This window comes from Brachybacterium sp. ACRRE (assembly GCF_022346485.1).
Taxonomy (GTDB): Bacteria; Actinomycetota; Actinomycetes; order Actinomycetales; family Dermabacteraceae; genus Brachybacterium; species Brachybacterium halotolerans.
The window spans coordinates 1-23,999 of sequence record NZ_JAKRMO010000015.1 but is presented as its reverse complement, the minus strand read 5'-3'; the positions used below and the strand labels follow the sequence as shown (position 1 = coordinate 23,999).

Below are 23,999 nucleotides of genomic sequence, written 5' to 3'. Positions count from 1 at the left end.
TCACTGACCGCCCTTCTGGACGAAGGAGCGCACGAACTCCTCGGAGTTCGACTCGAGAACGGAGTCGATCTCGTCCAGGAGGTCGTCCGCGCCCTGCGCGGAGGCGAAGACCTGGCCGCCGGCCAGGGTCTCGTCGTCGTTCTGCTCGTCGTCCGACGGGCCGGAACCGCTGAGGCTCTGCTGTGTCATCTCGTCTCCTCCGTGGGGGTGGGTGCTGGGGTCGGGTCCGACGGTGCGTCGGCCGCGCGCGCGAGGGCCTCGAGCACCTCGGGCAGCGGCGCGGCGGGATCGAGATCGCGCGCCTCGCACCAGGCCCGGGATCCGGCGCGGGGATCGGCGAGCCGCACGCGCGAGGTCGTCGAGGCGTCGGAGCCGGACGCCTCGCCCGCGAGCGTGATCACGTCCCATCCCGCCGACGGCACCTGCGCCTGGTGGTGGCGCACGAGGCCGCCGCGCAGATGGGCGCGCGTGGAGGCGGGCGGGGCGAGGACGGCGTCAAGCACCTCCTGCTCGCCGACGAGGGTGCGCACGCGGCCTGCCGCGCGCAGCTTCGCGAAGAGGCCGCGCTCCGGGCGCAGATCGGTGAACTGGAGGTCGATAGCGCGCAGGCGCGCGTCGTCCCAGGCGAGCCCCCCGCGGGCGCGGTAGCTCTCGAGCAGCTGGTGCTTGGCCACCCACTCGATGCGGTCCGCGGCGCGCGCAGGGTCGGTCTCCAGGGCGTCCAGGAGGTCGCGCCACAGGTCCAGGACCTCGGCGGTCTCGCGGTCGGCGCGGTCGGCGCGCTCCGAGATCGCCTCGAGGTACGCGCGCTGGATCTGCAGCGCCGTGACCTCGTCGCCCTCGGCCGTCATCACCGTGGTGCGCAGGGAGGGGTCGTGGCTGATCGAGCGCAGCGCCTGCACAGGGTCCGCGAGCGCGATCTCGGGCAGGAGCCTCTCGCCGCTCGCGTGCTCGGCCTCGAGGGCCGCGAGCACGAGGCTCGTCATGCCCATCTTCAGGAAGGTGGAGACCTCGAGCATGTTCGCGTCGCCGATGATCACGTGCAGCCGGCGATGCCGCGAGGCGTCCGCATGGGGCTCGTCGCGCGTGTTGACGATCGGGCGGTCCAGCGTGGTCTCGAGGCCGACCTCCTCCTCGAAGAAGTCGGCGCGCGAGGAGATCTGGAAGCCGGGCTCGCCGCCGCGGGTGCCCAGGCCCACGCGTCCGGCGCCGACGAGGATCTGACGAGTGGCGAAGAACGGCAGCAGCGCCTCGACCACGCGGTCGAAGGGCACGGCCCGCTCCAGCAGGAAGTTCTCGTGGGTGCCGTAGGAGGCGCCCTTGCCGTCGGTGTTGTTCTTGTACAGGGCGACATCCGGGACGCCCTCGGCCGCGCGCAGCACGTCCATGGCGCGCTGGGCGACGATCTCCCCGGCGCGGTCCCAGACCACGGCCTCGCGCGCCGTGGTCACCTCGGGCGACGAGTACTCGGGGTGGGCGTGGTCGACGTAGAGGCGGGCGGCGTTGACGAGCACGCTGTTGCCGATCGAGCGGCGCCCCGCCCAGGCGAGGACCTCCGCGTCCGATCCCTCGGGCGCGACCTCGGGAGCAGGCAGCGGCATGTCGAGGTCGATGCTGGGCAGGTGCGCGTCGTGGACCTGGTCGGTGAGCTGGCTGGGATGCGCGGCGGCGCGGCGGATCTCGAAGCCGCGCGCGTCCTGCAGGGGCGACTCGTCGCCGTAGTCCCAGCGCACGCGCCGGCCCCGTGCGCCCTGGTCCGGGTGCAGGAGGGCATAGGCGCCGACCACGAGATGGCTGAGCGCGATCGAGCTCGAGGCCTCGCCGCTGCGCTCGCCCAGGTCCGCGTGCAGGATGCCGAACTCGGTCTCGATGCCCATCACGCGCTCGGTGACGAGGGGGCGGGCCGCTCCGCTGGGGTCGGTGGCCTCATGCATCGCCGGGCTCCTCCCCCGTCGGCCCGTCGGCCTCGTCCTGCGCGGCAGGCGCCCCGCCCGCGCGCAGCGGCACCACGTGCTCGACGCGGCGGCCGCGGCGACCGGAGATGCGGGCCCAGTCATCGGGGTGCGCACCGGAGGGCAGGTCCTCGTTCTCCGCGAACTCCTGGGCGACGGCGGCGCTGAGATGCGCGCTGCCGATCCCGGGCACGCCCGTCTCCAGGTAGTCCTTGACGGCGTACTTCTTCGCGCGGTCCACGATGTTGCGCAGGGTCGCCCCGGAGACGAAGTCGCGGAAGTGGAGGGTCTCGGCGCTGCCGTCGGAGTACTCCAGGCGCACGAACGCCGTGTGCTCGCCCTCGGCGTAGATCTCGGAGACCGTGAGGTCCAGCAGCGCGTCGCGGTCCTCGCGCAGCGGCACGCCCGCGTCGAGGTACAGGCCGAGGATCTCGCGAGCCGCGTCCGCGTCGGGACGGCGGATGCGGATCTTCACGTCCAGGCGGCCCGGGCGGAGGATCGCCGGGTCGATCATGTCCTCGCGGTTCGAGGCGCCGATGACGATGACGTTCTCGAGGGACTCGACGCCGTCGATCTCGGCGAGCAGCTGGGGGACGATCGTGGTCTCGACGTCGCTCGAGAGCCCCGTGCCGCGGGTGCGGAACAGGGACTCCATCTCGTCGAAGAAGACGACCACGGGATGACCGGACTCGGCGTGCTCGCGAGCGCGCTCGAAGACCAGACGGATCGAGCGCTCGGTCTCCCCCACGTACTTGTTCAGCAGCTCGGGGCCCTTGACGTTGAGGAAGAAGGAGCGCTGCAGCGCCTCCTGGACGCTCACCCCGCGGGCCTCGGCCGAGCGCACGGCGAGCTCGTGGGCGACGGCCTTGGCGATCATCGTCTTGCCGCAGCCGGGAGGGCCGTACAGCAGCACGCCCTTGGGCGGGCGCAGACCGTACTCGCGGTAGAGGTCCTGCTGCAGGAAGGGCAGCTCGACGGCGTCGCGGATCGCCTCGATCTGCTCGCCGAGGCCGCCGATGCGGGAGAAGGAGGTGTCGGGAACCTGCTCGAGGACGAGGTCGGTGATCTCCGCGCGGTCGATGCGCTCGAGGACGAGCTGGGCGCGCAGGTCCGCGAGCACGTGGTCGCCCGCGTCCAGGGCGGTCTCCGCGACGGCGCCCGAGCGCCGGAAGGCGCGCAGGTCGTCGGGTCCGACCTGCACGAGCACGCGGCCGTCGGCGAGGGCCTCCTCGACGACGATCACGCTGCCGGTCTCCTGGGCGTCGACCACCTCGACCACCGCGAGGCCCTCGTTCAGCCGCAGCTCGGCGCCGGGGCGGAGCGCCTCGAGGTCGATGTCCGCGCTGGTCGCCACGCGCAGACGGCGGCCGTTGTGGAGGACGTCGACCGTGGTGCCCTCGGCACGGCGCAGGAAGGTCGCGTACGAGTTCGGCGGTTCGCCCACGCGCTCCAGGTCGCTCTTGAGGTCGACGATCTGGGCGCGCGCGGAGCGCAGGCTCGTCACCAGACGGTCGTTCTGGGCCGCGAAGCGCTCGAGCTCCTCGGTCATCTCCTGGTAGGTCTTCATCCTCACCGGTCCCTGCCCTGGCGGATGTCCCGCAGGGCTCGCTTGATCTTGCGGGGCGCGACGCCGCGCTCCCCCAGGTCCTCGCCGCTCCACTCGGTGGTGGAGCCGCCGAAGCCCTCGTTGTCCGGATGGTTCAGCTCGGCCTCGTCCTGCGAGCCCGGCGCGGGCCGACGCGTGCGCCGCAGGGCCTGGGTGCCGTGCGCCGTGCGGCGGGCCGTGAGCAGGAAGCCCGTGTGGGCGTTCATGCGGTGCTCGGGGCGCACGGCGAGGCCCTCGAGGTGCCACGGCCGCACGAAGCTCTCCCACGCGGAGGGCTCGGTGAACTCGCCGTGGTCGCGCAGCGCCTCCGCGGTGCGCGAGAGCTGGGTGACGGTCGCGACGTACGCGAGGTACACGCCCCCGGAGACGAGCACCTCGGCGGCGGCGTCCACGCACTCCCAGGGGGCGAGCATGTCCAGGACCACGCGGTCCGCGCTCTCCCCCTCGCGGGCCATCTGCGCGGCGACGTCCTGGAAGTCCCCGATCTGCAGGTCCCAGGTCGAGGGCGCGCCGCCGAAGAAGGTCTCGACGTTCTCGCGGGCGACCTGTGCGAACTCCTCGCGGCGCTCGATCGAGCGCAGGCTCCCGTGCTCGCCGATCGCGCGCAGCAGCGCCGTGGTGAGCCCGCCCGATCCCACGCCGGCCTCGAGCACGCGGGCACCGGGGAAGATGTCTCCCCACATGAGGATCTGGGCGGAGTCCTTGGGGTAGATGATCGCGGCGCCGCGCGGCATCGAGAGCATGTAGTCGGAGTACAGCGGGCGCAGGGCCTGGAACGGATTGCCCTGGGAGTCCTCGACGACCACGCCGTCCTCGGCGCCGATCAGGTCGGCGTGGCGCAGCACCCCGCGATGGGTGTGGAACTCGCCGCCCTCGCGCAGGGTGATCGTGTGCAGGCGGTTCTTCGCATCGGCGAGCTGCACCTTGTCGCCGAGGACGAAGGGCCCCGTGCGGTCCAGCCCCGGCCGCTCCGCCCGCGGGGCGGGCTGCGGGGACTGCGGCTGCGGGGTGCTCTGCGCAGTCTCCTGCGGGGCCCCGTGCAGGGGGGTCTCATCGGCGGCTGAGGTCATGCACACCAGTCTAGGCGTCAGCCCTGCTGGAGGGCGCGATCGATCATCGCCGTGGTGACGACGCCGACGATCTCTCCGCCCTCCCCCGTCACCAGGTGCACGGCCCGGCGCTGGGTCTGCACCGCCTCCACGAGATCCTCCCCCGCGAGGTCCTCGGCGAGGCGTCCGGGGGCGCCGAGCCAGGTGGTCACCGCCCCCACGGGGACGGCGGGTCGCTGCGTCCCGGGCACGGAGGCGAGAGCCTCCTCGTCGAGGACGCCGACGCCGTGCGACGGGTCCAGCACGAGCAGCCGCGGGACTCCGCGGCCGTCGGGCCCTGCGGTGTCCGCGGCTCCGGGAGTGCACTGGGATCCGGGAGCGTCCTCGGTTCCGGAGGGCAGCGTGGTCAGCGGCGCATCGGCCCGCACGAGGGGGATGCGGACCATGAGGTCCCCGGCGCGCAGGGCGAGCACGCGCTCGCGCAGGCCCGCCTCGCGCAGGGCGTCGCCGGCTCCGCGCCAGAGCATCATCCCGATCATCACGCCCCACAGCACGAGGATCACGCTCGTGCTCCCGGGGAACCGGAGCGCTGCGAGCAGCGGTCCGGCGACGACCACGATCGCGATGACCCGCCCGATCCAGGCGGTGATGCGGGTGGCCGTGCGGGGGCTGCGCAGGAGCGCGCCGAGCAGGGACTCGAGCGCCCGACCGCCGTCCATCGGCAGCCCGGGCAGCACGTTGAACACCGCGAGAGCCCAGTTCAGGCTCGAGATCATCGTGAGCAGGTGGGAGCTGCCGGCACCGGGGGCCGCGCGCTCGGCCAGCGCCGCCGCGACCGCGATGACGAGGTTCACGGCGGGACCGGCGAGGGAGATGAGCACCGAGGGCAGAGCGCCCACCCGTCGGGCCCGGTAGGTGGTGTGCCCTCCCCACAGGGTGAGCGCGATGTGGTCGACGTGCGCGCCGGAGGCGCGCGCCACGATCGCATGGCCGATCTCGTGCAGGGCCACGGAGACGACGAGGGAGACGCCGACGGCGAGGGAGAGCACGAGCACGCCGGCCGAGGTCATGCCGGGGATGATGCGGAAGCCCGGGGCGACGAGCAGGGTGATCACCGCGACCATCACCAGGGTCGCGCCGGAGATCCGGATCGGCGGCAGTCCGGGCAGGCGCAGGCTGGGCGCGGGCATCGATCCTCCGGCGTGGTCGCATTCGGGCGGCGGACGGGCCGCGCGGGCGACCGGCATCCGGGTGGCGTCGCAGGTGACGGCCACGTCACCGCACCCTACGCGGGCGACCTGGAGGGTCCTAGACTGCGGGGATGACCCGCATCGCGATCTGTGCCTTCAGCGGCTGGAACGACGCCGGCGAAGCGGCGACCGGGGCCATCGAGCACCTGCTGTCGGCCTGGCCCTCCCGCACCATCGCCCGGATCCCGGCCGAGGAGTACGTCGACTTCCAGGTGCACCGCCCCGAGCTGCGGCTGGACGCCGACGGCCGCAAGGTCATCGACTGGCCGGACACCCGGATCGAGCTGGTGACCCCTCCCCGCGGACCCGAGCTGCTGCTCGTCCACGGCGCCGAGCCGTCCATGCGCTGGGGCGCGTTCTGCCGCCAGGTGCTCGACCGCCTGCTGGGGGCCGACGCCACCCGGCTGATCTCCCTGGGCGCGCTCCTGGCCGACGCCCCGCACACGCGGCCGCTGCCGGTGAGCGACCAGATCGAGCCGGGCACCGCCGAGCAGGCCGACGCCGAGTCCTACGAGGGCCCGATCGGCATCCCCACCGTGCTCGCTCGCGCGGCCGTGAGCCTGGGTGTGCGGACCTCGAGCATCTGGGTCCAGGTCCCCCACTACGTCTCGCAGAACGCCTCGCCCAAGGCGGTGCTCGCCCTGGTGCGGGCGCTCCAGGACCATGTGAGCGCACCCGTCCCGATGCAGGAGCTCGAGGAGGACGCCGAGGCCTGGGAGCGCGGGGTCGAGGAGCTCTCGCGCAACGACCCGGACATCTCCGAGTACGTCGCGCGGCTCGAGGAGGCGCAGGACGCCGAGGACCTCCCGGAGGCCTCGGGCGACGCGATCGCCAAGGAGTTCGAGCGCTTCCTTCGTCGCCGCGAGGGCGAGGACTGAGGGCTCCGGGAGATCAGTCCAGGACGATCCCGAACAGCGCGTCGAGCGCCGCGGGGACGTCGGACGGCTGCTCGGGTGCTCGTCCGCCCTGGTCCGCGGAGCGCGCCGGGGCGGCCTCGGCGTCCTCGGCCGGCGCGGTGAGGCGGGATGCGAGCGCGCGGTCCGCGGCCCAGTCGTCGAGCACCGAGAGCGCGGTCGGGGTGTCGAGGTCCTCGCGCAGCGCGCGGCGCAGCGCGGCGACGATCTCCGCACCGGTCGATCCGGCGGAGCCGGCCCGGTCGGCGTCGCGGGTCGCGGCGGCGCGATAGGCGGCCAGGCGCTCCTCGGCCGCGGCCAGCTCGGCGTCGGTCCACTCCCAGTCGGAGCGGTAGTGGTGGGCCATGAGGACCAGGCGGATCGCCATCGGGTCCGTGCCCGCCTCGACGAGCTTGGAGACGAAGACGAGGTTGCCCAGCGACTTGCTCATCTTCTCGCCCTCGTAGGCGACCATCCCGGTGTGCGGGTAGACGCCCGCGAAGGGGCGGCCGAGCGCCGTGGCGTGGGCCGCGCACATGTCGTGGTGGGGGAAGACGAGATCGCGTCCGCCGGTCTGCACGTCGAAGGGAAGGCCCAGGGCGTCGCGGGAGATGCACACGCACTCCACGTGCCAGCCGGGCCGGCCGCGGCCCAGCTCGCCGGCGTCCCAGGCGGGCTCGCCCTCGCGCTCCGCGCGCCACAGCAGCGGGTCGAAGACGCCACGCTTGCCGGGCCGCTCGGGGTCTCCCCCGCGGTCGGCGAAGACCTCGAGCATCTGCTCCTCGCTCCAGCCGCTGACGGCGCCGAGGGAGCCGTCCATCGCCAGGTCGAGGTACCAGTCCTCGCCCTCGGCGTCGGGCGTGGGGACCTGGTAGGCGCGGCCGGCGCGTCGGATCTCGTCGACGAGGCCGATGATCCCGTCCATCGACTCGCTCACCGAGCGGTAGGTCTGCGGGGCGAGGATGCGCAGGTGCGCCATGTCCTCGCGGAAGAGGTCGGTCTCGCGCTGGGCGAGGTCGCGCCAGTCGATGCCGTCGCGGTCGGCGCGCTCGAGCAGCGGGTCGTCGACGTCGGTGACGTTCTGGGCGAGCTCGACCTCGAGGCCCTGGTCGAGGAAGGCGCGACGCATGAGGTCCGCCGCGTGGTAGGTGGCGGCATGGCCCAGGTGGGTCGCGTCGTACGGGGTGATGCCGCAGACGTACAGGCGCGCGCGGCCCGGCGTCAGCACGGGCACGGGCCCGACGCGGCCGGTGCGGGAGTCGTGCAGCCGCGGCGGGAGCCCGGAGGCGGGAAGCGGGCTGATCAGGGGCGAGTTCCAGGAGCGCACCCGACGATCATACGGACCTCGTCCCCCGGCCCGGCGGGGCGGGAGGGATGGACCACACGGCGCGCCCGGGACGCGGACGACGGCCGATGGGAGCCGCGGTGCGTCAGGCGGTCGATCCCGCGAGCGGGTCGAGCACGCCCGTGGTCAGCAGCACCAGCAGCAGCACGCCGGCGGCGATGCGGTAGGCCACGAACGGCAGGTAGGAGCGGTTCTCGATGAGCTTCATGAACCAGACGATCACCGCATAGCCGATGCCGAAGGCGACCACGGTGGCGATGATGATCGCGAGCAGCGAGGGCTGTCCCGCGGCGGCCGCTGCGGCGCGGCCGTCGGCGCTCAACAGCGGCGGCACCTCCTTCGCGGCCTTGTAGAGGCCCGAGGCGAAGACCGCGGGCACCGCGAGCAGGAAGGCGTAGCGCGCGGAGGCCTTGCGGGTGTAGCCCATGGCGAGGCCCGCGGTGATGGTGCCGCCCGAGCGGGAGACGCCGGGGATCAGCGCGAGCGCCTGGGCGAGGCCGAAGAGGATGCCGTCCCTCCAGCTGAGCTCGGTGAGCTGCTTGCGCTGGGGACCGAGGCGGTCCGCGGCGGCGAGGAGCACGCCGAACAGGATCAGCATCGCGGCTGTGATGTACAGGTTCCGCAGGCCGCTGTCGATCTGCTCCTCGAAGGCCAGGCCAAGCACGCCGATCGGGATCGAGCCGATGATCACCAGCCAGCCCATGCGCACGTCGGGGTCCGACTGCGGCAGCCGGCCGACCAGGGCGCGGAACCAGCGGCCGATGATCCGCGTGATGTCCTTCCAGAAGTACAGCAGGACGGCGGTCTCGGTGCCGAGCTGCACGATCGCGGTGAAGGCGGCGCCGGGATCCTGGCCGGGCATGAGCAGCTCGCCGACCACGCGCAGGTGCGCGCTCGAGGAGACGGGCAGGAACTCGGTGAGCCCCTGGACGATGCCGAGGATGATCGCATCGAGGATGGACACGCGTTCTCCTGCAGTGCTCGGGGACGGAGGCCGGGCGCTCAGCGCCCCGCACACAGTACGCGGCGCCCGCCTGTGGGGCGGGCGCCGCGCGCCGTGGGTGGCGAAGGAGTAGGGAACGTCTCCCCGTCAGCCGGTGGGGGACGTGCTCTCAGCGCTCCAGATCCTGGGCACCGTCGAACTCGCCCTCGCCGTCGGGACCCTCCTCGCCGTCCTCGTCGTCCTCGAAGCCGTCGTCGTCCAGATCGTCGTCATCGAGGTCGTCGTAGTCGTCGTCGTCCTCGTAGTCGTCGTCCTCGTCGTCCCCGTCGAAGACGATGAGCGGCGTCGCCACGTCGTAGGCGTCGAACAGGGCATCGTCGTACGCGTCGAAGGCCGTGGTCAGGCCCTCCGTTGCCGCCTCGAGGGCGGGGTCGTCGTCGCCGCGCGAGGAGGCGGCGGCCTCGTAGTGTCGTTCCAGAGCGGCGATGAGTGCGGCGAGGGCCGAACGCGGGTCCGTGTTCATGGTTGGACGGTACCCCGTCGCCGGGCAGAATGGACAGTCCCCGTCGACACCGGACGGCGCTCGGACGCGACCTCGCGCCCCGTCGCTCGGCGCCGCGCCGATCCGCATCCCGTGAGGAGAGTGCTCGTGCCCCGTCCGCAGGGTCCCCCGCCGTTCCGCCGCCTGCCCGCGCCCCCGCCGCGCGGCGCCCGCGATCTTCCCGTCGAGAAGGGCCGGTCCCCCGAGGACTACGAGTTCCAGGTGCTCGCCGTCCCGCGCGGGACCTCGATCCGGAGCGTGCGCACGGCGCTCGCGGCCGAGTCGGAGTACGGGCGCTGGGACCTCGTGCGCACGCGCCATTACTACGGCGGCGAGAAGCGGGTGTGGATGCGACGCCGCATCATCCGCGTCTCCTCGACGCTCCCCGCCGCCGCGGGCTGACGCCTCCGTTGGGAGGGGAGGACAGGTCCTCCCCACGGGCGCACCGTCCACAACGCGCCGACGGGCCCGTGCCCGCGCACCGCGCATCTGCTGGAATGAGCGCGTGAGCCCCGTCCCCGAGATCCTCCTGGTCCCGCTGCTCGCGGTGTACCTCCCCCACGCCGTCGTGCTGAGCGCGATCGACGGCGCCCAGCACCGCCTGCCCAACCGCTGGGTCGCCTCGCTCACGCTCCTGCTCGCGCTCGTCCTGGGCGTGCTCGCGCTTCTCGAGCCGGCTCTGCGTCCCCTGCTCGGTGCGGCCGCGGTCCTCGCCCTCGTCGCGGCCGCGGCGGGGATCGGGGTCGCCCTGCTCGCACCGCAGCTGATCGGCATGGGCGACGCGAAGACCGCCCCGGCCGTCGTGCTCATGAGCACGGCGCTCGGGCCCGACGTCCTCGTGGCGGGCGCGCTCGGCACCGCCCTGCTGGGCGGGATCATCGGGATCGCGGTGATGATCGCGACCGGTTCGGGCGGATCGCGCTTCGCCTTCGGCCCCGTGCTGCTCGCCGGCCCCTTCCTGGGGCTGCTGGGCGCGCCGCTCGTGCGGTCCGCGCTCGGGATGTGAGCCGCCTGCGACCGTGCGGATCAGGCGCCGCCGGGATACCCCTGCTGGCGCCACGCCTCGTAGACCGCGATGGACGCGGCGGCGGCGAGGTTGAGCGAGCGCCGGGCGGGGAGCATGGGGATGCGCACCTGACCGGTGATGCGCGGATGGGCCAGGACCTCCTCGGGCAGGCCCGTCGGCTCCGCGCCGAACAGCAGCACGTCCTCGTCCCGGTACTCGACGTCGGCGAAGGAATGCTCGGTATGGGAGGTGAAGGCGAAGACGCGCGACTCCGGGAGCGCGGCGAAAGCCTCCTCGATGTCGGGGTGCACCGTCGTCGTGGCGAGATCGTGGTAGTCGAGGCCGGCGCGACGCAGCTTGGAGTCCTCGAGGTCGAAGCCGAGGGGCTCGATGAGATGCAGAGGGGCGCCGGTGACCGCGGAGAGCCGGATCGCGCTGCCCGTGTTGCCCGCGATGCGCGGCTCGTGGAAGAAGACATGGACCATGGGGAGGATCCTTCCACCCCTGCGCACCCGTTGCGGCCACGCGCCCGACCCTCGTCCCACCCCGTGACCCACTCATGGACTTCCCAGTAAAGGATGAGTAAAGTTCTGTCCTGGTGGCGATGCCCGACGTCCGCCGCAGCGCCCCGCACAGGGGCCGGCGGACAGCAGGCACACCGAGGACCCACATGGAGGTGGACATGTCCGCGATCGCGACGACCCACGAGGGCTCGTTCCGACCCGTCGCCCCTGCCCCCGCTGAGCACGACGTGCTCGACGACGGCGATCTGCTGCCCGGGGATCCGGGCATCGAGGCCCCTGAGCTCGCCGCGGTGCGCGGGATCTCCGCCACGCAGCCTTCGCCGCCCACCCCCGCCATCGCCGCCGCGGACGCCGTCGCAGACGTCGAGGCCGACCCCGCGCTCGTCTCCCGGCCCCGCCCCGCGCGGTCCGACGAGCTGCTGCGCCGCTGCGCGTCGCTCGCGGCACGTGCCCGCGTCGACGCGATCACGGATCTCGAGGCGACGAGCCTGCACGAGCTGCGCGAGGTGCTCGCCGAGATCCATGTCGCCGTGGCCTCCGGGGAGACGCCTCCGCGCGCTCCGCTCCCCTGCCTGGCCGCGGCGGCGCTCGAGGACCTCCGGCACCAGCTCGACCAGCAGTCCGAGGACCCGTCGGCCGCTCGGGCGCTCGGCGAGATCGACCGTGCGCTCGGCCTTCTCCAGGGCATCGGCACGGCTGCCGAGTGACTCTGTTCACGAACCGGCCGAATGGGCGTATGCGGAGGTGGCACGGCCCTTTCCCCGTGCTAGAGTCTCCATGTCGCCGACACGGTGACCACCTGTCCGGGTGGCGGAATTGGTAGACGCGCTAGCTTGAGGTGCTAGTGGCCGTATTAGGTCGTGGGGGTTCAAGTCCCCCCTCGGACACCCACCGAAGGCCCCTGATCTGCACTGCAGATCGGGGGCCTTCGCCGTGCGCGGGGTCGGATCCTCGAGGGCCGTCGAGCGTCCGCGGCGACCTGCGTCGGATCCGGACTGCTCAGGACTGCGCGGGACCTGCCTGCTGTGCGAGCGCGTTCCGCGCGGCCTCGCGCATCGCCTCCAGAGGCGCTCCGGGGATCCCCAGCATCGAGCGCAGCTGCATGTCCGCCTGGTGCACGAGCATCTCGAGCCCGCTGGCGACCTCTCCCCCGTGCTCGGCCACGACCGCGGCGAGCGGAGCCGGCCAGGGGTCGTAGAGCGCGTCGAGGAACACCGGCGGCACGGAGTCGACGCCCTGCCTCCGCCAGTCCTCGGCGACGCGCCGGGCGCCGTCGATCGCGAGGGCGCTGATCGCCGCATCGGCTCCGAGCACCTCCCTGCTGCGGGAGAAGGGCACCTCACGGCTGTCCATGCCGAGGTCGCGGGCGAGGGCGCGCAGCGGCGCGAGCTTCTCGGGGCTGCGGGCCGTGAGCAGCACCTCGGAGGCGCCGAGGCGGGAGGCCGCCGCGAGCGCCGAGACGGCCGTCGCCCCGGATCCCAGGACGCCCACCGTGCGGCAGGCGCTCAGGGAGTGGTCACCGAGGGCCGCGACGATCCCGTGGACGTCGTGGTTCTCCGCTCGCCACGCGCCGGCCGGGGTGCGCACGAGCGTGTTCGCGATCCCCAGCATCCGGGCCGTGGTGTCGCGCGAGGACGCGAGATCGTGCGCCTCGACCTTGCCGGGCATGGTCACGCTCAGCCCCTGCAGGCGCGCGCCCTCCTCGGTGCTCAGGAAGGCCTGCAGCTGCCCGGAGGGGACCTCGAAGCGGCCGTACTGCGCGTCCTCGATGCCCAGCGCGCGGTAGGCGGCCGTGTGGAGCACCGGCGAGAGCGAGTGAGCGATCGGCGAGCCGACCACGGCGAAGCGTCGGGGCCCGTGCTCGGGCGCGCTCATCCGTCCGCGTCCTTCGTCGCCGCCCGCTTCTTCCACTCGGCCACGTTCTTCTCGTGCTCGGCGTAGGTGTCGGCGAACTTCGTCTCGCCCGTGCTGGTGTCGACGGTCACCCAGTACAGCCACTCGCCCTGGGGCGGATCGGCCGCCGCCTCGAGGGTCGCCTTCCCGGGGTTCGAGATCGGGCCGACCGGCAGTCCCTCGTGCAGGTAGGTGTTGTACGGACTGTCGGTCTCGCGCTGCTTGGGGGTCGTGGAGATCGAATCGCTGCCCGAGAAGTAGGCGACCGTCGAGTCGAGCTGCAGCTTCATGGGCTTGCCATGGGCATCGCCCGCCCCGTCGAGGCGGTTCTCGAGAGTGCGCACCACACGGCCGTAGTCGTCGGGGTCGCGCGCCTCCTTCTCGGCGATCGACGCGAGGGTGAGCACCTTCTCGCGGTCCTCGGGGGCGACGCCGAGGTCGTCGAGCTCGGTCTCCATCCGCTCCCACATCATGGTGAGGACGTCGCCCGCGGAGGCGTCCTCGGGGATGTCGTAGCGACCCGGCCACAGGTATCCCTCGGGGCTGTTCGCCCTGTTCTTCGGGATCCCGTAATCGGTGTAGTTCTTGGCGGCCTTCTCGAAGTCCTTCTCCGGGATGCCGGTGGTCTTGGAGATCCGCTCGAAGATGTCCTTCATGCGCATCCCCTCGGGGATGGTGACGCGCAGGCCGGTCTGGCTGGACGGGTCCAGGAGCGCCTCGAGCGCCGAGGCCGAGGACATCTTCGTGTTCACCCGGTACGAGCCCGGCTGGATCTTGCTGGCCTCCTGGCTGGTGCCGAACAGGCGCACGAAGGGCGGTGCGGACTTGATGACTCCCTTGTCCACGAGGGTCGAGGCGATGTCGGACCCGGTGTCGCCCTCGGCGATCTCGATGACGACCTCCTCGTCGCTTCCCGTGCCCGTGTAGTCGTCGTCCTGCGCCTGGTCCACGTTCACGTTCCCGCGCAGCCAGGAGTAGCCGTACACCGCGCCGGCTCCCACGGCCAGGACGACCACGAGCACCAGCAGGATCGGCAGGATGTGCAGGGGCGAGCGGCGCTTCTGCTCGTGCTCGAAGCCGGCGAAGGGGTGGGCATCGTCCTCGTCGTCGCGCTCGTCGTCGACGACCTCCTCGTCGTCCTCGCGGATGGCGTCGACGCGCTCGTGGTCGTCGTGGTCGTCGACCTCGTCGACCACGTCGGTTCGGGCCCCGTGCACTGCGGGGTGGAAGGACTCGGGGTGGGGCTCGGTCTCGGCCTCGGGCTCGGGCCGGTGGTCGGCACTCTCGTGCGCGTCCGCGGGCCCCAGCTCCTGCGGCTGCGGCGCGGGCGGCGGCTCGGGCGCGGGCTCGGATCCCGACTGGGGGACGGCTGCGCGATGGGTGCGCGGGAGGTCGGTGTCGGCCGGGGTCGAGGACCCGGCCTCGGCGGGGGCGGCCGGGGCTGTGTCCTCGCCCCGGCGCACGCGGAGCGCGTGACGGGCCTCCTCGAGCGCGCGCCGCTGTTCGTCCGATCGCGCCGGGACGGCGCCGGCGCTCGGGGCGCCGGGCTCGGCGGCGGGATCCGCACCCGGCTCGGCGGCGGGATCGATCCGGCGGGCGCGCCGACCATGAGGGCGCGGCCGACGCACGTGCCGTGAGCCCGAGGGCTGGTCCGGCGCCTCGCGGTCGTCCTCGCTCATCGGCCCTCTCCCTCGGTGTCCGGCGCGGTCTCGAGCAGCTCGCCGGGGGCGCGCCCCGTGCTGCGCTCGACCTCCAGCGCCTGCTGCAGGATCATCACCGCCGCCACCTGATCCACGACGGACCTGTGCCGGCGGCCCTTCCGTCCGGAGCGATGGAGAGCCTGGTGCGCCGTGACCGTCGTCAGACGCTCGTCGACGAAGCGGATCTCGGCCTCGACGCCCTGCGCCTGCAGGGCATCGGCGAGCTCGTCCGCGAAAGCGCGCGCCTTCGCGGCGGCCGGCCCCTCCTGCCCGCTCAGCGAGCGCGGAAGCCCGACCATGATGGCACGGGCCTCGAGCTCGCGGGCCTGCGACACGACGCTCGCGACCGCGCCGTCCCGCGGCAGGGTCTCGACGGGCGTGGCGAGCAGCCCGTCCAGATCGCTCCGGGCGAGGCCCACCCGCACGTCTCCGACGTCGACCCCGAGCCGGACGAACCGCCGGGGGGTCTCCTGCGGATCCTCGGGCATCAGGCGTCGGCGCCCAGCGCGGCGGCGATCGCGTCCAGAGCCTGCGAGGTGCGCTGCGGATCGCCGCCCCCGCCCTGGGCCATGTCGTCCTTGCCGCCGCCGCGGCCGCCCATCGCCTCCGCGCCGGCCTTCAGCAGCGCTCCGGCGCGTCGTCCGGCCTCGCGCGCGGCGGCGTTCGTCGCGACCACGAGCGCGGCCTTCGCCCCGTCGGCCCCGACGACCGCGACCACGGCCGGGGAGTCCTCGCCGAGGCGGTTGCGCAGATCCTGGACCAGGGTGCGCAGGTCGCCCGCGGCGATGCCCTCCCCCGCGTCGTGCAGGAGCACGCGGGTGCCGCCGATGGTGCGGGCGCTCTCCACGAGCCGCCCGGCCTCGGCCTGCAGCTGGGCGCCGCGCATGGCGGCGAGCTGCTTCTCGGTCTCCCGCAGGCGCTGGGTCAGCGAGCGGACGCGCTCGGGCAGGTCGTCGGCGCCGACGTTCATGATCTCCGAGAGCTGGGAGACCAGCGCCTTCTCCTTGGCCTGGTGTCGGTAGGCGTTCAGGCCCACGAGCGCGTCCACGCGGCGCACGCCCGAGCCGATCGAGGACTCCCCGACCAGGTTCACGGAGCCCAGGGCACCGGTCGTGGGCACGTGCGTGCCGCCGCAGAGCTCTCGCGACCAGTCGCCGCCGATCGAGACCACGCGCACGATGTCGCCGTACTTCTCGCCGAACAGGGCCTGGGCGCCCAGCGCCTTCGCCTCGTCGATGGGCATCTGGGCGTCGGTGACCTCGAGCTCCTGCTGCAGCAGAGTGTTCACGCGGCCCTCGACCTCCTCGAGGCTGGACTTCGGCACGGCCTGGCCGAAGCGGAAGTCGAAGCGCATCCGCCCGGGCGAGTTCTCGGAGCCGGCCTGGGTCGCGCCCTCGCCGAGCTCCTCACGCAGCGCCTGGTGGACCATGTGCGTCGCGGTGTGCGCGCGGGCGATCGCCCCGCGGCGCTCGAGGTCGATCGTCGCGATCGCGCTCTCCCCGGGGTGCGCCTCGCCCTCGACGAGGCGGCCGCGGTGCACGGGCAGGCCCTTGACGGGCGCCTGCACGTCGTCGACCTCGATGATGCCGCCGCCGGTGAGGGCGATGCGTCCCTGATCGGCGAGCTGGCCGCCCATCTCCGCGTAGAACGGCGTGGAGGCGAGCACGACCTCGACGTCGGCCGGGGCCTGGACGGTGTCGACGAGCGCCCCGTCGACCAGGACGGACTCGAGGGTGGTCGCGACCGAGGACTCGGTGTACCCGAGGAAGGGCACGGCCTCGCCGCGCTGGCCGAGGAGCCGGTTGTAGAGCGCGGTGTCGGTGTGGCCGGTCTTCTTCGCCGCGGCGTCGGCGCGGGCGCGCTCGCGCTGCTCGGACATGGCCGAGCGGAAGCCCTCCTCATCCACGTTGAGGCCCACCTCCTGCGCCATCTCGAGCGTCAGGTCGATGGGGAAGCCGAAGGTGTCGTGCAGGCGGAAGGCGTCCTCGCCCGCGATGCTGCGGCCGCCCTGCTCGCGGACCCCGCCCACCAGCTGATCGAAGATCGTGGTGCCCGAGGCGAGGGTGCGGCGGAACGCCTCCTCCTCCGCGTAGACGACGTCGCTGATGCGCGAGAAGTCGCTCTCCAGCTGCGGGTAGGACTCCTTCATGACCTCCTTGGAGACCGGCAGCAGAGCCGGCATCGAGGGGTCGTCGTACCCGAGCAGGCGCATCGAGCGGACCGCGCGGCGGATGAGGCGGCGCAGCACGTAGCCGCGGCCCTCGTTGCCGGGCTTCACGCCGTCGGCCACGAGCATGAGGGCGCTGCGCACGTGGTCGGCGACCACGCGCAGGCGCACGTCGTCCTCGTCGTCCGCGCCGTAGACGCGCCCCGAGAGCTCCTGCGCCTTCTCGATGACGGGGAAGACCTGATCGATCTCGTACATGTTGTTCCTGCCCTGCAGGATGTACGCGAGGCGCTCGACGCCGAGCCCCGTGTCGATCGACTTCTGGTCGAGCTCGCCCAGCAGCGGGTAGTCCTTGCCCTTGCCCTCGCCGCGCAGGAACTGGTCGAAGACCAGGTTCCAGATCTCGATGTAGCGGTCCTCGGCCTCCGGGGATCCGGGCCACTCGGGCAGGACGCCGTGCGGCGCGTCGGGGCCGAACTCGGGGCCGCGATCGTAGTGCCACTCCCCCGTGGATCCCGCCGGGCCGGGCTGTCCGGTGTCCCAGCAGCTCTCCTCCCACGGCAGGCGCACGATGCGCTCGGCGGGGAAGCCGATGACCTCCACCAGGTGGTCGAAGGACTCCTGGTCCTCCTCCCAGAGGGTGATCCACAGGCGCTCGGGATCCAGCCCGTACCCGCCCTCGTCCTGCGCGCCGGTCAGCAGCTCCCAGGAGAAGTCGATCGCGCCCTTCTTGAAGTAGTCGCCGAAGGAGAAGTTCCCGGCCATCTGGAAGAAGGTGCCGTGGCGGGTGGTGCGCCCGACGTTCTCGATGTCGTTGGTGCGGATGCACTTCTGCACGCTCACGGCCCGCGCGTACGGGGCCTTCTCGGTCCCGACGATGTACGGGATGAAGGGGACCATGCCGGCGATCGTGAAGAGGATCGACGGGTCGGAGGAGACCAGCGATGCGCTGGGCACGACCTCGTGCTGCTTCTTCGCGAAGAAGTCGAGCCAGCGGCGATGGATCTCGGAGGTGCGCATGGAGGTCGGGGTCCTTCCTGGGCCGCCGCGGGGGCGGGATGGGCGTGGGGCGCGGGATGTCGCGCGGGCAGGATCGTCGGGAGTCTGCCCGAGGACGACGAAGCCCCGGTCAGGGTACGTGAAGCACACCTGCCGGGGCACGTTCCGGACGGGCCTGGGCCCGCCCGGGACGACGTCGTCGCGAAGGGTCAGCGAGCGTAGTACTCGACGACCATCTGGACCTCGCAGGTCACGGGGACCTCGGAGCGCTTGGGGCGCGCCACGAGCTTCGACTTGAGCTGGTCCAGCTCGACCGACAGGTAGGAGGGCGTGGTGGCGAGGACGTCGCTGTTGCCCCCCTCGGCGGCGATCTGGAAGCCCTCGACGGCCTGCGAGCGCGGCTTGACCTGGATGGTCTGCCCGACCTTCACGCGGTAGGAGGGGCGGTCCACGATCTTGCCGTCCACGAGGATGTGGCGGTGGGTGACTGCCTGGCGGGCCTGCAGGATGGTGCGGGCGAAGCCGGAGCGCAGGACGAGCGCGTCCAGGCGCATCTCGAGCAGCTCGACCATGCTCTCACCGGTCAGGCCGGCCTCCTTGCGCGCATCGAGGTAGATGCGGTGCAGCTGCTTCTCGCGCAGCGCGTACTGAGCGCGCAGACGCTGCTTCTCCTTCAGACGCACCGCGTAGTCGGACTCGGTGCGGCGGCGAGCACGGCCGTGCTCGCCCGGGGGGTACGGGCGCTTCTCGAAGTACTTGACGGACTTCGGGGTCAGCGGGAGCCCGAGGGCTCGGGACAGGCGCGCCTGGCGACGCGCGCGGGTGACGTTGGTCACGAGGTATACCTCTGTTCGCGTGGTGTGAATCCAGTAAGGCAGCCGCGGATTCAGCAGCCGAGTCTATCCGCGCCCCGACCCGCCCTCAACTCACCTGCGCCGATGTCACGCCCTGAGAGCTGTGGAGTCGGTCACGAGGAGGGCTCCTCGCCGCGCACGATGCGTCGCAGCTCGGGGAGGCTGCGGGCGATCTGGCCCTCCGCCCCGCGCGCGGTCGGCTCGTAGTAGTGGGCGTCGGCCAGGTCGTCGGGCAGGTACTGCTGACGCGCCACGCCGTGCGGGGCGTCGTGCGCGTACCGGTAGCCCTCGCCGTGGCCCAGCGACTTCGCTCCCCCGTAGTGGGCGTCGCGCAGGTGCGCGGGGACCGAGGCGCCCTTCCCCGCCCGCACGTCGGCGATCGCGGCGTCGAGCGCCTGGTAGGAGCGGTTGGACTTCGGAGCGGTCGCGATGTGCACGACGGCCTGGGCGAGGGGGATGCGTCCCTCGGGCATGCCGAGCATCTGGACCGCCTGCATCGCCGCGACGGCGACCTGCAGGGCCTGGGGGTCGGCCATGCCGACCTCCTCGCTCGCGGCGATCACGACCCGCCGGGCGATGAAGCGGGGGTCCTCACCCGCCTCGATCATCCGCGCCAGGTAGTGCAGCGCGGCGTCGGGGTCCGAGCCGCGCATGGACTTGATGAAGGCGCTGGTGACGTCGTAGTGCTGGTCGCCGTCGCGGTCGTAGCGCAGGGCGGCGCGATCGACCGCCTGGGCGAGGGTGTCGGCGTCGACCTCGTGGGCGCCCTTCATGAGGGCCGCCCCGGCCGCCGCCTCCAGGGAGGTGAGGATCTTGCGGGCGTCGCCCCCGCCCAGGCGGAGCAGGGCCGAGCGGGCCTCGTCGGTCAGCGTGATCTCGCCGCCGAGCCCGCGCTCGTCGGTGAGGGCGCGCTCGACGAGCTCCTCGAGGTCCTCCGTCGCGAGCGACTCGAGGGTCAGCACGATCGAGCGGGACAGCAGCGGCGAGATCACGGAGAAGAAGGGATTCTCCGTGGTCGCGGCGATGAGGGTGACCCAGCGGTTCTCGACGCTCGGCAGCAGGGCGTCCTGCTGGGACTTCGAGAAGCGGTGCACCTCGTCGACGAACAGGACGGTCTCGCGTCCCGTGGTGCGCAGGCGCGAGCGCGCCCGGTCGATCACCTCACGGAGTTCTTTGACGCCCGCGAGCACGGCGCTGACCTCGACGAACTCGCGGTCGCCGGAGGTCGCGACGACGTAGGCGAGGGTGGTCTTGCCGGTGCCGGGCGGCCCCCAGAGGATCACCGAGGCGGGGGCGGTGCGGGCGTCGTCGGCCGCGACGAGCCGCCGAAGCGGACTGCCGGGATCGAGCACCTTGTGCTGTCCCACGACCTCCTCGAGGCTGCGCGGGCGCATGCGCACGGCGAGTGGTGCACGGTGGTCCCGGTTGCCCTCGGAGAGCGTGCGCGGTGCGGGCGCATCGCCCGAGAGCGTGAAGAGGTCCTCCTCCATCGCTCCGCTCCCTTCTCTCCAGGATGCTGGTCTGCTCCGCGCTGCAGGGCTTCGGCCGTCGAGCGCCGAGGGGTCAGGCGCGGCGGCCCCGGCGCCCGCGTCCGAGTGCGCGGCCGATCCGCCCGGGCCAGGCCGGGCCCTCGTAGATGAGGGACGTGTAGCCCTGGACCAGGTCGGCGCCGGCGTCGAGCCGCTCCTGGACATCCTCGGCGGTGACGACGCCTCCGCAGCTGATGATCGTCATCTCCTCGGGCAGCTGCTCGCGGAGGATCGCGAGGACCTCCCGCGAGCGGTGGGCGAGGACGGGCCCCGAGAGCCCCCCGGCGCCGATGCGCTCGATCCGGTGACGGGCCGTGCGCAGGTCCCGAGGCCGGTCGATGGTCGTGTTGGTCGCGATCACGCCCGCGAGGCCAAGGTCCCGCGCGAGGGCGGCGACGGCGCGCACGTCCTCGTCGTGCAGATCGGGGGCGATCTTCACGAGCACGGGCACGTCCCGGCCGAGCCGCGAGCCCACGGCGCCGGCCTCCTCGAGCACCGCGGCGAGGATCGGGCGCAGCGCATCGGTCGACTGCAGGTCGCGCAGCCCCGGCGTGTTGGGGCTGGACACGTTGATCGCGAGGTACGAGGCGTAGGGCGCGAGGGTGCGGGCGCTGAAGCGGTAGTCCTCTGCCGCGTCGGCGAGCAGCGTCGCCTTGGTCTTGCCGATGTTCACGCCGATCACGGCGCGCTGCCCGCGCTCCGTGCGGCGCACCAGGGCGAGGCGCTTGGCGGCGGCTGCCGCCCCGTGGTTGTTGAATCCCATGCGGTTGACCAGCGCGCGGTCCGCGAGCAGGCGGAAGGAGCGCGGGCGCGGATTGCCCGGCTGCGGCTTCGCCGTGACGGTGCCGACCTCGACGTGTCCGAAGCCCAGGTCCAGCAGGCCGAGCGGGACCTCGGCATCCTTGTCGAAGCCCGCGGCGAGCCCGAAGGGCGTCGGGTGCTCGTGGCCGAGCGCGCGCACGGGGGCGTGACCGCGTCCCAGGGGGCGCGGGGTCCCGAACAGGGTGCGCAGCGCGAGATGGCCGCCGGGGATCGCCTGCGCGAGCCGCAGCGCCTGCACGGTGAGGCGGTGCGCGCGCTCGGGGTCCATGCGCGTCAGCACGTGGTCGAAGAGCACCGCGTAGGGGCGCACGGCGCGGGGCGGCGTGCCGGTCGGGACGGGGCGGGCCGACGTGCGGGAGCGGGGGTCCGGGGTCGAGGAGGTCACGCGCTCACCGTACGTCCTGCGTCGGACGTCCCGCGCGCGGCGGCGCGGCGGTGCACGAGCAGGTAGACGATCGCGACCACCGGCAGCAGCAGCGGCACGAACCCGTAGCCCGATCCGAAGTGCGACCAGACCGTCGAGACCTCGAAGAGGCCCGGGGCGAAGGTCGTCAGCGAGCCGACCACGAGGATGCCGACCAGCTCGATCCCGCACACCCAGAGCGCGGCGCGGGAGCGCGCGCCCCGTCGGACCAGAAGCACTGTCACCACGACGTACGTGAGGGCCGAGACCAGCGAGAGGGCGTACGGCAGGGGCGCCTCGGTGAACTTCGTGGCGAGCTCGTAGGTCGCGCGGCCGGTCGCCGCGAGGGCGAGGATCCCGTAGACGACGATGAGCAGCGTCGCGAAGCCCCGTTCGCGCCGGCGCACCGACCCCGTGGGGTCGACGGCGTCCCGGCGGGTCGGGGCTGGGCTCTCCGGTCCCGCGCCGCGCGCGCTGCCGGCGGGGTCGGGGGTGGCGGACGTGGGTCCTGTGGACGTGGGATCGGGACTCATGCGGGGCCTCCGGGCCAGATCTGGGGCAGACGCATCTGCAGGACGAGCTGGGTGATCGCGGCCAGGGCGATCCCGGCGCTGCCCCAGCGGGTGCGCTCGGTCGCTCCCAGCCAGGCGGCCCCCAGCGGCATCACGAGACCGGTCAGCAGGTAGCCGTACAGGGTGATCCGATCCGGCGCGGGGCCGAGAGTCATGTCCCTGTAGGCCCACACCAGACCCTCGATCAGCCAGACGAGCATGATCGCTGCGGGGCCGGCGAGCAGCAGGAAGTCCGCGGCGAGCGACTTGGCGACGTACAGCAGGGCCAGTGCGGCGGTGAGGCCGGAGAGCGCGTACACCGCGACGGCGAGCACGCCCACGCCCACCCCTGTTCCGCGATCGCATGGTGCGCGATCGCCTGCCGCCGACGGATACGAGGTCCGGGCGCCGACCGGTCGAAGGGCCGCGGACCTCCGCATACGATAGAGGAATGGTCTCCATCACCACATCCCCCAGCACAGTTCAGTCCGTCACGGCCGACGTCCTGATCCTCCCCGTCCTCTCGGGCGAGGAGGGCGCGGGCCCTGCCGTCCTCGGTCTCCCCGAGCTCTCCCCCGTGCTCGCCGCCGTCGGCGCCTCCGGCGCGCAGGACGAGCTCACCCGACTTCCCGCCCCCGAGGGCGTCGCCGCCTCCACGGTGCTCCTCGCGGGCCTGGGCCGGGGGAGCCTCGATGACGCCGACGCCGTGGACCTGCGGCGCGCCCTCGGCGGCGCGACCCGCTCGCTGACCGGCGTGGGCAGCGCGGCCGTGGCCGTGCCGGGCGGGACGGGCGAGCAGCTCGCCGCCGCTGCCGAGGGAGCGGCCCTCGGCGCGTACTCCTTCACCGCGCACAAGTCGGACGCGTCCTCGGCGACCGCGCCCCTGCAGGAGATCGTGCTCGTCGCCGACGAGAGCACGGCCGGCGACGGCGCGGCGGCCGCCTCCGAGCGCGCCGGGATCCTCGCCGACGTGGTCAACGTGACCCGCGACCTCGTCAACACTCCCCCGAACCTGCTCTACCCCGAGTCCTTCGCGCGGCGGGTGGGCGAGATCGCCGAGGGGCTCCCGCTCGAGGTCACGGTGCTCGACGAGGAGCAGCTCGCCGACGGCGGCTACGGCGGGATCGTCGGCGTGGGCCAGGGCTCGGCCCGCCCGCCGCGGCTCGTGCGCGTCCGGTACGCACCCGAGGGGGCGACGGGCCACGTGGCGCTCGTGGGCAAGGGCATCACCTTCGACACCGGCGGCATCTCGCTGAAGCCCGGTCCCGGGATGGACGACATGACGTCCGACATGACCGGCGCGGCGACCGTCCTCGCCGCCGCCGTCGGCGCGGCGCGCCTGAACCTGCCCGTGAAGGTCACGGCCTTCCTCGCCATCGCCGAGAACATGCCCGGCGGCGGCGCCCAGCGTCCCGGCGACGTGGTGACCATGCGCAACGGCCGCACCGTCGAGGTCCTCAACACCGACGCCGAGGGCCGCATGGTGATGGCCGACGCCCTCGTCGACGCCGTCGCCGAGCAGCCCGACCTGGTGATGGACGTCGCCACCCTCACGGGCGCGGCCGTGGTCGCGCTCGGCGACCGCACCGCCGCCGTCATGGGCACGGACGAGGCGCGCACGGAGGTGCTCGCCGCCGCCGACGCCGCCGGCGAGCCGTTCTGGCCGCTGCCCTTCCCCGAGGAGCTGCGAGCGGGGATCGACGGCCGCGTCGCGGACCTCCGAAACATCGGTGCCGGCCGCGCCGGCGGCGCGCTCACCGCGGGCATCTTCCTGCGCGAGTTCGTGGGCGGCACGCCGTGGGCCCACCTGGACATCGCCGGCCCCGGCTTCGCCGACTCCCCGCAGGGGTACATGGGCAAGGGTGCGACCGGCATGAGCGTGCGGACCGTGCTCGCGGTGCTCGAGGCGCGCGCCCGCTGATCCCCGCCCCGGCTGACGCCGCCCGGCTGACCCCGCCCCGGCGAATCCGGC

23 protein-coding genes and 1 tRNA gene are annotated in these 23,999 nt (G+C 73.2%); 6 read left to right on the top strand and 18 right to left on the bottom strand.

Going from position 1 to position 23,999, the window contains the following annotated elements; genetic code table 11:
- From MHY49_RS06380 to MHY49_RS06360, 5 genes are read right to left on the bottom strand one after another with little or no spacing between them, the layout of a single operon-like run.
- A complete protein-coding gene (locus MHY49_RS06380) occupies nt 1-189 on the bottom strand; it encodes a ubiquitin-like protein Pup (RefSeq protein WP_200500719.1) in 189 nt (62 codons plus the stop codon).
- The gene (dop, locus tag MHY49_RS06375) at nt 186-1,934 is read right to left on the bottom strand and encodes a depupylase/deamidase Dop (protein WP_239203224.1); all 1,749 of its coding nucleotides are present in this window, start codon (nt 1,932-1,934) and stop codon (nt 186-188) included. The genes MHY49_RS06380 and dop overlap by 4 nt, the downstream gene beginning before the upstream one ends.
- Nucleotides 1,927-3,519: a proteasome ATPase gene (gene arc / locus MHY49_RS06370; protein ID WP_239203223.1), complete on the bottom strand. Its 1,593-nt coding sequence runs from the start codon at nt 3,517-3,519 to the stop codon at nt 1,927-1,929. The genes dop and arc overlap by 8 nt, the downstream gene beginning before the upstream one ends.
- Before the next feature lie 2 nt (nt 3,520-3,521).
- Nucleotides 3,522-4,628 carry a tRNA (adenine-N1)-methyltransferase gene (locus tag MHY49_RS06365; RefSeq protein WP_239203222.1) on the bottom strand — a complete coding sequence of 369 codons (1,107 nt, stop codon included), beginning with the start codon at nt 4,626-4,628 and terminating at the stop codon, nt 3,522-3,524.
- Nucleotides 4,629-4,645: 17 nt separating this feature from the next.
- Nucleotides 4,646-5,797, bottom strand: coding sequence for a site-2 protease family protein (locus MHY49_RS06360; RefSeq protein WP_239203221.1), 1,152 nt, complete (start codon nt 5,795-5,797; stop codon nt 4,646-4,648).
- Nucleotides 5,798-5,928: 131 nt separating this feature from the next.
- Here MHY49_RS06360 and MHY49_RS06355 point away from each other — a divergent pair, with 131 nt between their 5' ends.
- Nucleotides 5,929-6,735, top strand: coding sequence for a PAC2 family protein (locus tag MHY49_RS06355; RefSeq protein WP_239203220.1), 807 nt, complete (start codon nt 5,929-5,931; stop codon nt 6,733-6,735).
- 13 nt (nt 6,736-6,748) lie between these two features.
- Here MHY49_RS06355 and mshC read toward each other — a convergent pair whose 3' ends face one another.
- The 3 genes from mshC to MHY49_RS06340 form a co-directional block, all read right to left on the bottom strand.
- Nucleotides 6,749-8,077 carry a cysteine--1-D-myo-inosityl 2-amino-2-deoxy-alpha-D-glucopyranoside ligase gene (gene mshC / locus MHY49_RS06350; protein WP_239203219.1) on the bottom strand — a complete coding sequence of 443 codons (1,329 nt, stop codon included), beginning with the start codon at nt 8,075-8,077 and terminating at the stop codon, nt 6,749-6,751.
- A 103-nt stretch (nt 8,078-8,180) separates the two neighbouring features.
- Nucleotides 8,181-9,059, bottom strand: coding sequence for an undecaprenyl-diphosphate phosphatase (locus MHY49_RS06345; protein WP_239203218.1), 879 nt, complete (start codon nt 9,057-9,059; stop codon nt 8,181-8,183).
- A gap of 148 nt (nt 9,060-9,207) precedes the next feature.
- Nucleotides 9,208-9,561 carry a DNA primase gene (locus MHY49_RS06340; RefSeq protein ID WP_200500726.1) on the bottom strand — a complete coding sequence of 118 codons (354 nt, stop codon included), beginning with the start codon at nt 9,559-9,561 and terminating at the stop codon, nt 9,208-9,210.
- A gap of 126 nt (nt 9,562-9,687) precedes the next feature.
- On the opposite strand from MHY49_RS06340, the gene MHY49_RS06335 reads away from it, so the two are divergent.
- Both MHY49_RS06335 and MHY49_RS06330 read left to right on the top strand, forming a co-directional pair.
- Nucleotides 9,688-9,981 (top strand): DUF5703 family protein, encoded by a 294-nt coding sequence (locus tag MHY49_RS06335; protein WP_200500727.1) that lies wholly within the window; start codon nt 9,688-9,690, stop codon nt 9,979-9,981.
- 103 nt (nt 9,982-10,084) lie between these two features.
- On the top strand, nt 10,085-10,585 hold the full coding sequence (locus tag MHY49_RS06330) for a prepilin peptidase (RefSeq protein WP_239203217.1): 501 nt from the start codon (nt 10,085-10,087) through the stop codon (nt 10,583-10,585).
- Between the two features lie 20 nt (nt 10,586-10,605).
- On the opposite strand, the gene MHY49_RS06325 is transcribed toward MHY49_RS06330, so the two are convergent.
- Nucleotides 10,606-11,070, bottom strand: a complete 465-nt coding sequence (locus tag MHY49_RS06325; protein WP_228358418.1) for a tRNA (cytidine(34)-2'-O)-methyltransferase — start codon at nt 11,068-11,070, stop codon at nt 10,606-10,608.
- A gap of 197 nt (nt 11,071-11,267) precedes the next feature.
- Here MHY49_RS06325 and MHY49_RS06320 point away from each other — a divergent pair, with 197 nt between their 5' ends.
- On the top strand, nt 11,268-11,816 hold the full coding sequence (locus tag MHY49_RS06320; RefSeq protein ID WP_239203216.1) for a hypothetical protein: 549 nt from the start codon (nt 11,268-11,270) through the stop codon (nt 11,814-11,816).
- Between the two features lie 94 nt (nt 11,817-11,910).
- Nucleotides 11,911-11,996 (top strand) — tRNA-Leu (locus MHY49_RS06315).
- 112 nt (nt 11,997-12,108) lie between these two features.
- Here MHY49_RS06315 and MHY49_RS06310 read toward each other — a convergent pair.
- The 9 genes from MHY49_RS06310 to MHY49_RS06270 all read right to left on the bottom strand — a co-directional run bounded on the left by MHY49_RS06310 (nt 12,109) and on the right by MHY49_RS06270 (nt 22,368).
- Nucleotides 12,109-12,984 carry a shikimate dehydrogenase gene (locus MHY49_RS06310; protein WP_239203215.1) on the bottom strand — a complete coding sequence of 292 codons (876 nt, stop codon included), beginning with the start codon at nt 12,982-12,984 and terminating at the stop codon, nt 12,109-12,111.
- Nucleotides 12,981-14,681 carry an endolytic transglycosylase MltG gene (mltG, locus tag MHY49_RS06305; RefSeq protein ID WP_239203214.1) on the bottom strand — a complete coding sequence of 567 codons (1,701 nt, stop codon included), beginning with the start codon at nt 14,679-14,681 and terminating at the stop codon, nt 12,981-12,983. The genes MHY49_RS06310 and mltG overlap by 4 nt, the downstream gene beginning before the upstream one ends.
- Nucleotides 14,678-15,190 (bottom strand): Holliday junction resolvase RuvX, encoded by a 513-nt coding sequence (gene ruvX / locus MHY49_RS06300; protein ID WP_239203213.1) that lies wholly within the window; start codon nt 15,188-15,190, stop codon nt 14,678-14,680. The genes mltG and ruvX overlap by 4 nt, the downstream gene beginning before the upstream one ends.
- Nucleotides 15,190-17,889 carry an alanine--tRNA ligase gene (alaS, locus tag MHY49_RS06295; protein ID WP_239203212.1) on the bottom strand — a complete coding sequence of 900 codons (2,700 nt, stop codon included), beginning with the start codon at nt 17,887-17,889 and terminating at the stop codon, nt 15,190-15,192. Before alaS ends, ruvX begins: the two co-directional genes overlap by 1 nt.
- Nucleotides 17,890-18,077: 188 nt before the next feature.
- Nucleotides 18,078-18,704, bottom strand: a complete 627-nt coding sequence (gene rpsD, locus MHY49_RS06290; protein ID WP_228358412.1) for a 30S ribosomal protein S4 — start codon at nt 18,702-18,704, stop codon at nt 18,078-18,080.
- A 131-nt stretch (nt 18,705-18,835) separates the two neighbouring features.
- The gene (locus MHY49_RS06285; protein ID WP_228358411.1) at nt 18,836-20,212 is read right to left on the bottom strand and encodes a replication-associated recombination protein A; all 1,377 of its coding nucleotides are present in this window, start codon (nt 20,210-20,212) and stop codon (nt 18,836-18,838) included.
- A gap of 73 nt (nt 20,213-20,285) precedes the next feature.
- The gene (locus tag MHY49_RS06280) at nt 20,286-21,383 is read right to left on the bottom strand and encodes a quinone-dependent dihydroorotate dehydrogenase (protein ID WP_370646019.1); all 1,098 of its coding nucleotides are present in this window, start codon (nt 21,381-21,383) and stop codon (nt 20,286-20,288) included.
- Between the two features lie 71 nt (nt 21,384-21,454).
- Nucleotides 21,455-22,009 (bottom strand): hypothetical protein, encoded by a 555-nt coding sequence (locus MHY49_RS06275; protein ID WP_239203211.1) that lies wholly within the window; start codon nt 22,007-22,009, stop codon nt 21,455-21,457.
- Nucleotides 22,006-22,368 carry a hypothetical protein gene (locus MHY49_RS06270; RefSeq protein WP_239203210.1) on the bottom strand — a complete coding sequence of 121 codons (363 nt, stop codon included), beginning with the start codon at nt 22,366-22,368 and terminating at the stop codon, nt 22,006-22,008. Before MHY49_RS06270 ends, MHY49_RS06275 begins: the two co-directional genes overlap by 4 nt.
- A 110-nt stretch (nt 22,369-22,478) precedes the next feature.
- Between MHY49_RS06270 and MHY49_RS06265 the strand changes: the two genes are divergently transcribed.
- Entirely contained in the window at nt 22,479-23,948 is a 1,470-nt protein-coding gene (locus MHY49_RS06265) for a leucyl aminopeptidase (RefSeq protein ID WP_239203209.1), read from the top strand.
- Nucleotides 23,949-23,999: the final 51 nt, after the last annotated feature.